Source organism: Oceanisphaera sp., assembly GCF_048268965.1.
In the GTDB taxonomy this organism is placed as follows: Bacteria; Pseudomonadota; Gammaproteobacteria; order Enterobacterales; family Aeromonadaceae; genus Oceanimonas.
In genome coordinates this window covers 89,044-101,535 of the sequence record NZ_JBLWUK010000002.1, presented here as the reverse complement: position 1 = coordinate 101,535, position 12,492 = coordinate 89,044, and the positions used below count along the sequence as shown (strand labels likewise).

The following is a 12,492-nucleotide window of genomic DNA, read 5'->3' as shown; positions in this document are numbered from 1 at the left end:
CCGAGAGTCTGATGGACACCACAGCCCTACCCGTTTTCTTTCACCAGCTTGCCACCTGCTTTACCCGCAGCCAGGCCGAGGCGCCACAGGAGATCCGGCGCCTGTTTCACGGCCGTGGCCGTTGCACGCCGGGCCTGGAGCAGCTCACCGCCGACTGGCTGGGTGAACACTTGCTGGTGCAACTGTTCAGGGAGCCGGAGCCGGCCTTTTTGGCGCAGTTAACCCAGGGCTTGCAGGCCTTCACCCAGGCTCCCCTTTGGCAAGACAGTGGCGCGAAATCTGTATTACTACAACATCGCAGCCGCCCCGGCGCGCCGGTAGAGGTAGTGTGGGGCGAGCTTGAGCCCAGGCCCCAGGTCTGTGAACAGGGGTTGCACTATCAGCTGGAGCTGGGCCGCAACCAGAATCACGGTTTGTTTCTCGATATGCGCCTGGGTCGGCACTGGGTGCGCCAGCACGCCCCAGGCAAGCGGGTGCTGAACCTGTTTGCCTATACCTGCGGGTTTTCGGTGGCGGCCATCGCGGGCGGCGCCAGCCAGGTGGTGAACCTGGACATGGCCAGGGCGGCGCTGGCCCGGGGCCGGGACAATCACAGGTTAAACCAGCACGATTTGAGCAAGGTCACCTTTTTGGGCCATGAGCTGTTCAAGTCCTGGGGCAAGGTCCGCAAGCTGGGCCCTTATGAGCTGATTATTATCGACCCGCCTTCGTTTCAAAAAGGCAGCTTTGCGCTCACTCAGGATTACCACAAAATCCTGCGCCGCCTGCCCGAGTTACTCGCCCCGGGTGGCCAGGTGCTGGCCTGCGTGAACGACCCGGATATTCCCAGCCGGTTTTTAATCGACAACATGGCCGAGCACGCGCCCGCCCTGCACTTTGTAGAGCGACTGGACAACCCGCCCGAGTTTAAAGACATAGACCCGGAGGCCGGACTCAAGGCGCTGGTGTTTAGCCTGGGCGCCGCCGCCCCATAAACCCGATGCAAAACGTGGTGCAGCTGGCGCCTCCGGCCTGGCCGGCTCGGCTGCGTATAATTCTGCGGTTATTTTCATTATCATACCCGAACAACACTCAACCCTATCTTGAGGGAGCTATATGGACATTATCATCTCGGTCAGTAACGCCCTGGCAGGCTGGCTGGGGATCTCGCTCCCCCGCATCCCCAGCCCGAACGGCAAAGGAGTGGGCACCCAGCCGCTCAGCTCCGGTTATGCCAAGGTGTGCTGGCAGTGCCACCTGTTGAAACACGGCCAACATGACGACTACTACACCATAGTGGCCATGGAGGCATATAGCCGCTACGTGATCTTTCTGCCCTTCAGTGCCCCTCCCAGCCAGATTGAACTGGAGCAGGTGCTGCTGGAGCGTTGGGGCAACGAAGCACTGCATCTGGCGGTAGACAGCGGCGCCATTACCGATGACGAACTGCCGTTAATGGTGGATGCCTTTACCCATCAGCGTTGTCAGTCCCACTGGTTTAATAATTTTGATCGCAGCATCAATGGTCATATTACCGATGCCGGGCTCTGGTTTACCCAAACCCTGGAGCAGGAAGGGCTGGAGTATATGGATGACAACCATTGTTATGGCCTGGCCATGCATATCAATCAGTTGGAAAAGACAATCGGCGGTAATCGCTCGCAACGGTTCAGGCCCATGGTCCGGCTGCTGGACGACGCACTGTTTCGTTTTGGCTCGGGTCTGGCCGCCAGCGCCTATCCCAACACCAAGGTCGGCGACTTCCCCTGCCCCTATGCGGATAAGCCCGCCCTCGATAATGTGGTGCAGCTGGCTGACTATCGTAAACGCGCCAGCCGATAAATTCTGCCGCCCTGGTCGCCATCCATATGTCATCCATATCGCCATCCAGCCCTGCCGGGCCAGCGCCCGGTCCTCTCCGGGCCGGTGTCCCGCTCTGGCGGCGTTTAAATTATCAACAACCTGTGGGGCAATCCTCGGTTAAATCGGCTTTTTCCCCCATATTGACCATCAAGCTGTCGACCCCAAGGCTGGCTGCAGTATACTGGCGGTCATTTAACAATTTTGATGAGTTTTTGAGTGCAGCCACTGAGTCCCGTTGAACTGAACCCTGTTTTTACTCTGCCCGATCTCGCCACCCTTGACGAGGTTCCCACCACCCCGTTCAGTGCCTTGCAAGCCCGGGCAGATTCCGCCTTTGCCACCTTGTCGGCGCTGAATGCGGTGAATCCCATTTTATTGTTGAATGGCTTTGCCGGCGTCGATTACGAAGAGCTGGTAGAGAGCCTGGTAAAGAAACACGCGAATCATGCGGACTTGTTCGATCTCTGTTATGCAGAAAACCTCAATCATCCGCAAAAGCCCATCTGGCTCAAGCTGAAAGCAGGCACCGGCCTCGAATTTTGCGAGCTGGTCGGCCAGTTGCTGGAATTATCCTCCCGCCACCTCGAAGCCGAGCACATAGTGCAGCGCATCCTGAAAAAGCAGGACAATAACGACAAGGTGGCCGACTACCTGTCCTTGCTGTCTCAGCATGTGGCCGCCGGCCAGGGCTTCAGTCACCCGGTACTGATCAACCTGATGGTGCACCGGCATGACACCACCATGCCGGTGGTGTATGCGCGCCAGTTCACCCCCGAGCAACTGTTTGGCGCCATTCACTTTCAAACCGAGCAGGGCTCTGTATTCAGCCATCATCATCTCTTGGAGCCCGGGCTTATCCACCAGGCCAATGGCGGCTATTTAATCGTGCCCATCGAAGAGCTGCTGGAGCAGCCTCATTTGTGGTTCCGGCTTAAAAATGCGCTGGTGACCCGTCAGGTAGAATGGTCGCGTTCGGCGGAAATGGCGGCGTTTTACTTTCAGCCCGAGCCACCGCCGCTGAATATTCACCTGGTGCTGGTAGGCGACCGGCTGGCGGTGGCCGAGCTGTACCTGCTGGACCGCGAGCTCGATACCCTGGCCTTTTTGCGCGCCGACATCATTCCGGAATGGGATGTCCGCGACGATCTGCCCGCTTACCTGGGCTTCTTGTCCCATTTACGGCAGAAGTACCAGTTGCTGGACATGGATGCCGGCGCCATTTTGCGTTTGTGCCGTTACAGCAGCCGACTCACCGAGCATCAGCACAAGTTGTCTTTGGTTGAGGCCCAGCTGGTGGCTATGATGCAACTGGCCGATGTGATTGCCCGCCGCGAGCAAAGTGAGATTATTACCGATGCGCACCTGATACTGGCCCAGCAAGAGCAGGATCATCGCCTAAGCTATTTAATTGAGCAGTCGGATTTAGGGGTACGCGATGGCCAGTACCTGATGCAGACTCAGGGTAAGGAAGTGGGCCAAATCAACGGCCTGTCGGTGATCCAGATCACCGGTCACCCCTATGACTTTGGGGAGCCGGTGCGCCTGACCGCCACCGTGCATCTGGGCGATGGCGACGTATCGGACATCGAGCGTAAAGCCGATCTCGCCGGCCATATTCACGCCAAGGCGATGATGATTATTCACGGCTATCTGGCCAACCTGTTTGGCGCCGAGCATCCTTCTCCCCTGTCGGCCAACCTGGTGTTCGAGCAGTCTTACCATGAAATAGACGGCGACAGCGCCTCGCTGACCGGTTTGTGTGCCCTGCTGTCTGCACTGGCCAAAGAGCCCATTTATCAACACTTTGCCGTCACCGGCGCCGTGGATCAGTTTGGTAACGTGCAGCCCGTGGGCGGCGTTAACGAAAAAATAGAAGGGTTTTACCGGCTGTGCAAAATTCAGGGTCTGACCGGCCAGCAAGGGGTCATTTTGCCGGCCAGCAACCGGTTGCAACTGAATTTGTCCGACGAAGTGGTCGCCGCCATGGCGGCAGGCCAGTTTCATATTTATCCGGTGGCCCATGTAGAACAAGCCATCGAGCTGCTGACCGGCAGTGTTGCCGGGGATGTTGAGCAGCCCGATACCTTGTTTGGTCGCATTAGAGACCGGCTGGACGACCTTAATGGTCACCCCGTGGAAACCGGATTTTTACGGCGCCTGTTCCGACGCTAAAGTGATCGGACTTGTCTGGCGAACAACTGTTCGCTAGAGTGACGCCAATTTACACGACAGGCTCAGGCCTGAACATAACGGAATAGTGGAACTATGCCTTCACAAGATATGCCTTCACAAAAAGAACTGGGCAAACACGCCTTTACCCGAGAAGAATTGCTGGCTTGTAGCCAGGGTGAATTATTTGGCCCCGGCAACAGCCAGCTGCCCGCCCCCAACATGCTGATGATGGATCGCATTATGCACATCAGCGATGAAGGTGGTGAGCACGGTAAAGGTGAAATTATTGCCGAACTGGATATCAACCCGGATCTGTGGTTCTTTGATTGCCACTTCCCCGGTGACCCTGTCATGCCCGGCTGTTTGGGCCTGGATGCCATGTGGCAGCTGGTTGGCTTTTTTCTGGGTTGGAAAGGCGGCCCGGGCAAAGGCCGTGCTCTGGGTGTAGGTGAAGTCAAATTTACCGGCCAGATCCTGCCTACCTCGAAAAAAGTCACCTACAAGATCACGCTGAAGCGGGTGATCTGGCGCAAGCTGATCATGGGCATTGCCGATGGCACGGTAGAAGTGGATGGCCGCGTTATCTATGAAGCCAAAGATCTGAAAGTGGGCCTGTTTACCGACACCTCCTCGTTCTGATCCCGTACTGGTAGCCAGTGCTTAAAGAACAAGGCCCCGACGTATCGGGGCCTTTTTTATAACTCATGTTAACAATCAGGTTTAACTTGCTGGCCACTCACAGCGTTAAGCGCGCCATGGGTGTTTGATATTCTGCCAGCCGAATAACGCTATTATCTTATGAAGAGGCCCGAGCTTCTGTCTTCCATGGCATCTCGCCACCCCCCTAGCCAATGTCCTTTGGCGTCAAAATCATTATAGGGGCAGTTTTCTTTTGCTCGTCCACTGACGCCAGCCTGGTAACCGCGAGTACGCGCTCTTTCCAAACGGTCACGTTTTTGTCTCTTCATAGGTATAACCCTCATTTAATCAACAAAAAGTGCATGCGGTGATACCGCGAATTCGCCGACCACCGCCCTTAATCAATAATGCAATTACCAGCCAAAATCAAGGTCAAATTTTAACCAGCTCTAGCGAAAACAGGTTACTGCTTGATGACAATGCATTTTTTTATTTTCCCCCTGCGACAGAAACGGACCACTTCAACGGGAAGCGGGAAGCGGGAAGCGGGAAGCGGGAAGCGGGAAGCGGGAAGCGGGAAGCGGGAAGCGGGAAGCAAAATACATTACCAGGCTAGAAGAAGATAGTGGGGCCTGCACGGCAATAAGGCAAAAAAACACTCCCCTGCCAGGCAGAGGAGTGTTTCAGGATCAGCTTATCCGGGGGGCTTAGCTCTGGGCTTCCAGCTCTTCCCAACGGGTAAAGGCGAGTTCAAATTCGGCTTCGGCCTCGGCCAGCTGCTGCAAGGTGGCCTGGGTCAGATCTTCACTCTTGCTGAAGAAGTCGGGCGCATTCACCACTTCCTGCAACGACTCGATTTTTTGCTCGAGTTGCTCAAGTTTGGCCGGCAAGCCGTTCAGCTCCTGCTGCAGCTTGTAAGACAGCTTCTTGCCGCTGATTTTGGCCTTGGTGTCGGCAGCTGCCTCCACTTTGGCTGCAGGCGGTGCGGCTTTTGCCTTGCTCTGGCTGGTTTTGCTCTGCACAGGCGCACGATAGGACAGCTGATGCTGCATATCCTGATACCCGCCGACAAATTCGCTGACCTTGCCCTGCCCTTCAAACAGCCAGCAATGGGTGGCGGTATTGTCTATAAAGTCCCGGTCATGGCTGACCAGCAACAAGGTACCTTTATACTCGGACAGTAACTCTTCGAGCAGCTCCAGGGTTTCTACGTCCAGATCGTTGGTGGGCTCATCGAGCACCAGCAGGTTGCTGGGTTTTAAAAACAGCCGTGCCAGCAACAAACGGTTTTTCTCGCCACCGGACAGGGCTTTAACCGGAGTACGCGCGCGCTTGGGTTCAAACAGGAAATCCTGTAAATAGCCCAGCACATGACGGCTGCGGCCATTTACTTCCACTTCCTGCTTGCCTTCGGCCAGGTTGTCCATGACAGTGCGTTCCGGATCCAGCTGTTCGCGATACTGATCGAAATACGCTACTTCCAGCTTGGTGCCGCACTTCAGGGTACCGGAGTCGGCCTCCAGCTTGCCCAGCAACAGCTTGATCAGGGTACTCTTGCCGCAACCGTTCGGCCCCACCAGCGCAATTTTATCGCCACGCTGAATCAAGGTAGAGAAGTTGTTCAACAAGGGCTTGTCTTCGTAGGCAAAGCTCAGGTTTTCTGCCTCAAACACTATCTTGCCGGAGCGGCGCACTTCGTCCAGGGTCACGTTGACCTTGCCGATACTTTCACGACGCTGACTGCGTTCGTTACGCAACTCCTTAAGGGCGCGCACCCGGCCTTCGTTACGGGTACGACGTGCCTTGACCCCCTGGCGGATCCAGGCTTCTTCCTGTGCCAGGCGCTTGTCGAACAAGGCATTCTGCTCTGCTTCCACGCGCAGGGCTTCTTCCTTGTTGACCAGATAGTCGTCGTAGTTGCCCGGCCAGCTGGACAGCTTGCCACGATCGAGATCCACGATACGGGTGGCCATTTTACGAATAAAGGCCCGGTCGTGGCTCACAAACACGATGGCACCTTTAAAATCCAGCAAAAAGCTTTCCAGCCAGGCAATGGCGTCTATGTCCAGGTGGTTGGTCGGCTCATCCAGCAACAGAATGTCCGGTTCGTTGGTCAAGGCCCGGGCCAGAGCCACTTTACGCAGCCAGCCGCCGGACAAGTCGTTCAGGCGCGTATCACCATCCAGCTCCAGCAGCGTCAGGCTCTGGTTGATGCGGGTATCGAAGTGCCAGCCGTTGGCCACTTCTACCTGCTCTTGCAGGCGCATCAACTCATTCATCGCTTTTTCTGAGTGGTCGTGACCGACTTTTTCCAGCTGATGATGATACCTGGCCAGCAAGGCCCCCATTTCGGCCAGACCACCGGCCACATAGTCAAACACGGTTTGATCGTCGTTAACCTGGGGGGGATCCTGCTCCAGTCGGGCGATATTGATGCCCTGCTGTAGCTGACGGCGGCCGTCGTCCAGCTGTAATTCGGCGGCAATCACCTTCATCAGCGTCGACTTGCCGGCACCATTACGGCCCACAATACAGACCCGTTCTCCGGCCTGTATATTAAACTCTACCCCATCCAGTAACGGGGCATCACCAAACGCCAGCTGGGCGTTTTGCAGGGTTAATAAACTCATTAAGTCACTCTAGTAAATTCAAGAATATCGGCGGCCGTAAAGGGCCAGTCCAGCTCACCGCCGTCCGGGCGAAGCAATACCGGAATGCGCACCGCATAGGCAGCCATCCACCGTTCGTCGTCAATAATATCTTCAAGCCGGGTATCGGCACTCAAGCCGGTTTGTTCCAGCAGCGACCAGGCCTGCTCGCACAGGTGGCAACCATCGGTAGAAAACAGCGTCAGGCTCATGATCAGCTCCAGCGAATTTCCCAGCAGTTGTGAATGTGCGGGTTACGCGCAAAGTCTTTGGGCAGGCTGCCCTTGGTAATGTCTTTTGCCACCAGACCCAGCTCGGCCAGTCCGTCCATGTCCATCTTGAAGTGACGTTTGTTGTTCGAAAAAATCATCACTCCGTCGGCTCGCAGTCGCTTGCTTAACAGCGTCAGCAGTTCGAGATGATCCTGCTGTATGTCGAAGGCATCTTCCATGCGCTTGGAGTTGGAAAACGTCGGTGGATCGACGAAGATCAGGTCGTAATCGTCACCGGGCTGGCGCAGCCACTGCAGGCAGTCCGCCTGAATAAACTGGTGGCGGCGTCCGGTCAGGCCGTTCAGCTCCATGTTGCGCTCGGCCCAGCCCAAATAGGTTTTCGACATGTCCACCGTGGTGGTGGTTTTGGCCCCGCCCAGTCCGGCATGCACGGTGGCACTGCCGGTATAGGCAAACAGGTTAAGAAAATCCTTGCCCTTGGCCATCTTGCCCAGTTGCTTGCGAATCGGTCTGTGATCCAGAAACAGGCCGGTATCCAGGTAGTCGTGCAGGTTAACCAGCAGCTGTGCATTATGCTCCTGCACCTGCATCCATTGCTCGCGGCGATCCAGTCTTTCGTACTGCTCGCGACCTTGCTGGCGGGCACGTACCTTTAAAATCACCTTGCGGCCTTCTACACCCGTCACCGTCATGGTGGCCTGCACCAGATCGTAAAAGCGACCGCGGGCCTTGTATTCGGGAATGCTTTTCGGTGCCGCGTATTCCTGAATCACGATGTAATCCAGGTAACGGTCGATGGCGGCGTTGTATTCCGGCAAGTCGGCATCGTACAGACGATAGCAATCTATTTGCTCGGCTTTGGCCCACTTTTCCAGCGTCTTGAGGTTTTTAGCCAGGCGGTTGGCAAAGTCTTCCGCCAGGGGGCGCGCGGCTTTGGCATCTTCGGCAATCAGATAGTTGCGCAGATCACAGGCCAGGGCACCGTTGAATAACTTGTAGATTTTTTCGTGACGCAGGCGCAAGCAGCTCAGCAATTCGGGGGAGCTGGAGATCAGGCTGACGTGCCAACCCTTGAATTGCTCACGCAGTTTATCGCCCAACAGCTGATGCAGGCCTAATAAAGAAGGAAACTCGCTCAAGCGCTCGCCGTAAGGCGGGTTCGAGATCACCCAGCCCGGCTCGGCCGCCGGATTGACAAGGTCATTGATGCCGCCGGCTCTAAAACGAATAAAGGCAGCCACCCCGGCGGCCTGGGCATTTTCTTCGGCAAACGCCAATACCCGCTTGTCCTGGTCAAAGCCATACAGCTCGGTATTGCCTTGTTTCAAGCCACGAGTCGCGCGCACCGTGGCCTCGGCACTGATTTCCTGCCACAGTTCACGGTCGTGACCGCTCCAGGCCATAAAACCGAACCGCACGCGCAATAAACCGGGCGCATGGTCGGCGGCCATCAGGGCGGCCTCTATTAGTAAGGTACCCGAGCCACACATGGGATCGACCAATGGCTTGGTGATGTCCCAGCCACTGCGCAGCAAAATGGCAACCGCGAGGTTTTCTTTCAAGGGGGCCTCGCCGGCCTGCTGGCGATACCCACGCTGATGCAAGGCGGGGCCAGACAAGTCCAGGGTAATGCTCAGCTGGTTATTGCGCTTCAGGTGCGCCAGGATACGAATATCGGGGGTGCGCTTGTCGACGTTCGGTCGTTCGCCCCAGCGCTTGGTCAACCGGTCGACGATGGCATCCTTGATTTTCAGCGCACCATACTGGGTATTGGTGATCGCTTCGTTGCCACCCGAAAAGTCTACCGCAAAGGTTTGACCTGGTTGAATATGCTGCTCCCACTCGATGTTGGCTGCACCTAAATACAGGTCCATGTCGGTGCGCATGGTCAGCTCGGCCAGCTGCAACATTATACGCGAGGCGAGCCGCGACCACATGCAGGCACGATAGGCAGTGGCCAGTTCTCCCTTGAAGGCCACACCGGCCACGGTTTCCTGAAGGTCGGTCGCGCCCAGGTTTTTCAGTTCATCGGTGAGTAAGGATTCCAGGCCCTTGGGGCAAGTAGCAAAAAACGGCAGCATAGTCACGCTTGTCTAATAAAAAGAGGGCCGTATTATACCTCAAACCGGCGTAATACTGTAAAACTTGCCGCTTTTTGTGTGTTAAATAATCATCTTGCGGCATTGTTGCGCATACGGAATAAAGTTCTGGTTAAGCCCTTGCATTCAGTGAGCCGGATCACTAGTATACGCAGCCTGAGGACGCGGGATGGAGCAGCCTGGTAGCTCGTCGGGCTCATAACCCGAAGGTCGTCGGTTCAAATCCGGCTCCCGCAACCAGCTCAGAAAGCAGTAGTAGAAAAGCAGTAGCGTTTAAGTAATGGACGCGGGATGGAGCAGTCTGGTAGCTCGTCGGGCTCATAACCCGAAGGTCGTCGGTTCAAATCCGGCTCCCGCAACCAACTTGAACAACAGATGTATAAGTAGTAGAGATTAAGCAGTGGACGCGGGATGGAGCAGCCTGGTAGCTCGTCGGGCTCATAACCCGAAGGTCGTCGGTTCAAATCCGGCTCCCGCAACCAGCTTAATAGCAGTAAAGTTTGAATGTAATGGTGTGATATCAAGTTATTGGCGCGGGATGGAGCAGCCTGGTAGCTCGTCGGGCTCATAACCCGAAGGTCGTCGGTTCAAATCCGGCTCCCGCAACCACTTGATATACAATCAGATTCAAAAAGCAAGACGTAAGCAGTACCCTTTACATGTAGTACCAGTAAGTTATGGACGCGGGATGGAGCAGTCTGGTAGCTCGTCGGGCTCATAACCCGAAGGTCGTCGGTTCAAATCCGGCTCCCGCAACCAACTTAAACTGGGCATTATGTTTTAAAGGTATTAAAAGTAGTAATATGTAAGTCATGGACGCGGGATGGAGCAGTCTGGTAGCTCGTCGGGCTCATAACCCGAAGGTCGTCGGTTCAAATCCGGCTCCCGCAACCAATTACATATATATCTCCTATCAGCACTCCCCTACCCTGTTAGCCCCTCTCGAACACAAATTTAAAACACCCCATTCAAGCTGTAACTCTATTCTGATTCTTGTCTCTCATTTATTTGAGTGAGCTTATGCTGTTTGAAAAAATCGTAAGGCGTAAAGAGTGAGGTGTGAGGTGAAAGCATAGCCTGTCGTCGATACTTTACCCCTCACGCCTTACCTTTCACGGCTCACCCTACGGCAAGACCTTGGTCGAATGAATTCGACCCTACAAAAACACGTCTTATGTCTGTCGCTTATCGCTGTATTTAACCCACCTTGCGAATTTCTTCTTGCTGATTACCGCTGTCCAGGCTGATGATCCTGTCGTTCATCACCTTGATAGCACCAAAGGTGGGTAGACGCTTGCTACCGGACAACAGTTGATTGCCCGACAAGGAAATACACACGGAAGCCGACGGCGAGGTTTCCACCACCATCAGGGTCAGCCATTCGGCAGAGGTATCCAGCGCAATCAGCTCGCCCAGTTCGGGTTGGTGATAATCAGCCTGAGGCTCGAAAAACCAGCTTTGCGGCATCAAGGGTTTGTAAAAACGCGCCACGGCCACGCCGTTCAGCGCCGTCTGTACCCGTTGCGCTGAGGAGCTGATCGAGGACAGTTTATCGAGAAAATTATAATACAGCCCGGTATCTTCTACCGAAAAGCATTGATCCAGATCCTCTGGGCACACCAAATGTTTTTTGAGATAGGGGCTGCTAAACAGCATATCAGCCCCCAAGTCCAGCATCAGGTGTTTATCTTCGCCCATAAACCAGCGCCACTGATCATTTGGTTGAAGTAACATCCAGGTCACACCTCATGTTTATATGTTCATTATTATGAATTTTGTCTTCCCCAGTACTTATCATATATCGCATTTTGACCGGGGAGCAAACTGTTATGAACAATAATCGAATTAAAGGTGACGCGCCAGCTGTTGAATAAGAGTGGGCCCCTGATAAATAAAGCCGGAATATATCTGAACCAGGCTGGCACCGGCTGCCATTTTCTCGCGGCCTGCGGTCAATGAATCGATACCACCGACGCCGATAATAGGCAAACGACCGGCAAGGCGGCGCGATAATTCGGCGATCACCAGGGTGCTTTTATTTTGCACCGGACGCCCGCTTAATCCCCCCATTTCATGGGCGTGCGGCAAATCAAATACCAGGTCTCGATCGAGTGTGGTATTGGTGGCGATCACGCCGTCTATTTCGTAGCGCACCAGGCTGTCTGCCACTTGCTCTATTTCGGCCATCGACAAGTCGGGAGCAATTTTAACCAATAGCGGCACCTGCTTATTATGCTGCTCGGCCAATTGGCGCTGCTGTTGCTTGAGCGCGGACAATAAGTCATCCAGGGCCTCGCCATACTGCAAGCTTCGCAGACCAGGCGTATTCGGTGACGAAATGTTCACGGTAATATAGCCGGCATGGGCATAGGCTTTTTCCATGCAAATCAGATAGTCATCTTTACCCTGCTCGACGGGGGTATCTTTATTCTTGCCGATATTAATGCCCAGCACTCCCTTATAGCGGGACTGTTTGACGTTTTCGATTAAATAATCGATGCCGTTATTATTGAATCCCATGCGATTGAGAATGGCATCGGCTGCTTTAATACGAAACAGCCGCGGCTTCTCGTTGCCATCCTGGGCCCGGGGCGTGACGGTACCGATTTCAATAAAGCCGAATCCCATGGCGGCAAAGGCGTCGATACAATCACCGTTTTTATCCAGCCCTGCGGCCAGCCCGACCGGATTGTCGAACGTCAGCCCCATTAACTCGACCGGGTTGACTATTTTGGGCTGGCGATACAGGGCGGCCAGTGGACTATGCTGGGTTTTCGCCAGTCCCTTGATGGTCAGTTCGTGGACATGCTCAGGATCACATTGAAAGAGAAGAGGTTTTACCAATGAATACACGTATTT

The 12,492-nt window shown here is 54.9% G+C and carries 10 protein-coding genes and 6 tRNA genes; 10 read left to right on the top strand and 6 right to left on the bottom strand.

Annotated elements, in window-relative coordinates:
• The first annotated feature begins 11 nt into the window (after window positions 1-11).
• From ACN0VL_RS01770 to fabA, 4 genes are all read left to right on the top strand, one after another.
• The gene (locus ACN0VL_RS01770; RefSeq protein WP_417614400.1) at window positions 12-974 is read left to right on the top strand and encodes a class I SAM-dependent methyltransferase; all 963 of its coding nucleotides are present in this window, start codon (window positions 12-14) and stop codon (window positions 972-974) included.
• A 121-nt stretch (window positions 975-1,095) separates the two neighbouring features.
• On the top strand, window positions 1,096-1,821 hold the full coding sequence (locus ACN0VL_RS01765; protein ID WP_417614399.1) for a hypothetical protein: 726 nt from the start codon (window positions 1,096-1,098) through the stop codon (window positions 1,819-1,821).
• 237 nt (window positions 1,822-2,058) lie between these two features.
• Window positions 2,059-4,014 carry a Lon protease family protein gene (locus ACN0VL_RS01760; RefSeq protein ID WP_417614398.1) on the top strand — a complete coding sequence of 652 codons (1,956 nt, stop codon included), beginning with the start codon at window positions 2,059-2,061 and terminating at the stop codon, window positions 4,012-4,014.
• Window positions 4,015-4,122: 108 nt separating this feature from the next.
• Window positions 4,123-4,653, top strand: a complete 531-nt coding sequence (fabA, locus tag ACN0VL_RS01755; RefSeq protein ID WP_417614539.1) for a 3-hydroxyacyl-[acyl-carrier-protein] dehydratase FabA — start codon at window positions 4,123-4,125, stop codon at window positions 4,651-4,653.
• 152 nt (window positions 4,654-4,805) lie between these two features.
• Here the strand turns inward: fabA and rmf are convergent, their stop codons facing one another.
• The 4 genes from rmf to rlmKL all read right to left on the bottom strand — a co-directional run bounded on the left by rmf (window position 4,806) and on the right by rlmKL (window position 9,615).
• Window positions 4,806-4,982, bottom strand: coding sequence for a ribosome modulation factor (gene rmf, locus ACN0VL_RS01750; protein WP_417614397.1), 177 nt, complete (start codon window positions 4,980-4,982; stop codon window positions 4,806-4,808).
• Window positions 4,983-5,360: 378 nt separating this feature from the next.
• Window positions 5,361-7,283 carry an ABC transporter ATP-binding protein gene (locus ACN0VL_RS01745; protein WP_417614396.1) on the bottom strand — a complete coding sequence of 641 codons (1,923 nt, stop codon included), beginning with the start codon at window positions 7,281-7,283 and terminating at the stop codon, window positions 5,361-5,363.
• Window positions 7,283-7,513 (bottom strand): glutaredoxin family protein, encoded by a 231-nt coding sequence (locus tag ACN0VL_RS01740; protein ID WP_417614395.1) that lies wholly within the window; start codon window positions 7,511-7,513, stop codon window positions 7,283-7,285. Before ACN0VL_RS01740 ends, ACN0VL_RS01745 begins: the two co-directional genes overlap by 1 nt.
• A gap of 2 nt (window positions 7,514-7,515) precedes the next feature.
• Window positions 7,516-9,615, bottom strand: coding sequence for a bifunctional 23S rRNA (guanine(2069)-N(7))-methyltransferase RlmK/23S rRNA (guanine(2445)-N(2))-methyltransferase RlmL (rlmKL, locus tag ACN0VL_RS01735; RefSeq protein WP_417614394.1), 2,100 nt, complete (start codon window positions 9,613-9,615; stop codon window positions 7,516-7,518).
• A gap of 181 nt (window positions 9,616-9,796) precedes the next feature.
• On the opposite strand from rlmKL, the gene ACN0VL_RS01730 reads away from it, so the two are divergent.
• The 6 genes from ACN0VL_RS01730 (at window position 9,797) to ACN0VL_RS01705 (ending at window position 10,527) form a co-directional block, all read left to right on the top strand.
• Window positions 9,797-9,873: transfer RNA gene (locus tag ACN0VL_RS01730), tRNA-Met, on the top strand.
• Window positions 9,874-9,918: 45 nt separating this feature from the next.
• Window positions 9,919-9,995: transfer RNA gene (locus tag ACN0VL_RS01725), tRNA-Met, on the top strand.
• A gap of 43 nt (window positions 9,996-10,038) precedes the next feature.
• Window positions 10,039-10,115: transfer RNA gene (locus tag ACN0VL_RS01720), tRNA-Met, on the top strand.
• A 50-nt stretch (window positions 10,116-10,165) separates the two neighbouring features.
• Window positions 10,166-10,242: transfer RNA gene (locus ACN0VL_RS01715), tRNA-Met, on the top strand.
• Window positions 10,243-10,315: 73 nt separating this feature from the next.
• Window positions 10,316-10,392, top strand: a tRNA-Met gene (locus tag ACN0VL_RS01710).
• Window positions 10,393-10,450: 58 nt separating this feature from the next.
• Window positions 10,451-10,527: transfer RNA gene (locus tag ACN0VL_RS01705), tRNA-Met, on the top strand.
• 303 nt (window positions 10,528-10,830) lie between these two features.
• Here ACN0VL_RS01705 and ACN0VL_RS01700 read toward each other — a convergent pair.
• Window positions 10,831-11,367: a cell division protein ZapC gene (locus tag ACN0VL_RS01700; RefSeq protein ID WP_417614393.1), complete on the bottom strand. Its 537-nt coding sequence runs from the start codon at window positions 11,365-11,367 to the stop codon at window positions 10,831-10,833.
• A 111-nt stretch (window positions 11,368-11,478) separates the two neighbouring features.
• Complete coding sequence (pyrD, locus tag ACN0VL_RS01695; protein WP_417614392.1) at window positions 11,479-12,486, bottom strand: quinone-dependent dihydroorotate dehydrogenase; 1,008 nt, start codon at window positions 12,484-12,486, stop codon at window positions 11,479-11,481.
• Between the last annotated feature and the right edge of the window lie 6 nt (window positions 12,487-12,492).

Excerpts from the sequence above, each read along its gene's own strand:
- ACN0VL_RS01745 (WP_417614396.1), bottom strand. The coding sequence starts at position 7,283 with ATGAGTTTATTAACCCTGCAAAACGCCCAGCTGGCGTTTGGTGATGCC.
- ACN0VL_RS01740 (WP_417614395.1), bottom strand. The coding sequence starts at position 7,513 with ATGAGCCTGACGCTGTTTTCTACCGATGGTTGCCACCTGTGCGAGCAG.
- ACN0VL_RS01765 (WP_417614399.1), top strand. The coding sequence starts at position 1,096 with ATGGACATTATCATCTCGGTCAGTAACGCCCTGGCAGGCTGGCTGGGG.
- ACN0VL_RS01770 (WP_417614400.1), top strand. The coding sequence starts at position 12 with ATGGACACCACAGCCCTACCCGTTTTCTTTCACCAGCTTGCCACCTGC.
- rmf (WP_417614397.1), bottom strand. The coding sequence starts at position 4,982 with ATGAAGAGACAAAAACGTGACCGTTTGGAAAGAGCGCGTACTCGCGGT.
- fabA (WP_417614539.1), top strand. The coding sequence starts at position 4,123 with ATGCCTTCACAAAAAGAACTGGGCAAACACGCCTTTACCCGAGAAGAA.
- rlmKL (WP_417614394.1), bottom strand. The coding sequence starts at position 9,615 with ATGCTGCCGTTTTTTGCTACTTGCCCCAAGGGCCTGGAATCCTTACTC.
- ACN0VL_RS01700 (WP_417614393.1), bottom strand. The coding sequence starts at position 11,367 with ATGTTACTTCAACCAAATGATCAGTGGCGCTGGTTTATGGGCGAAGAT.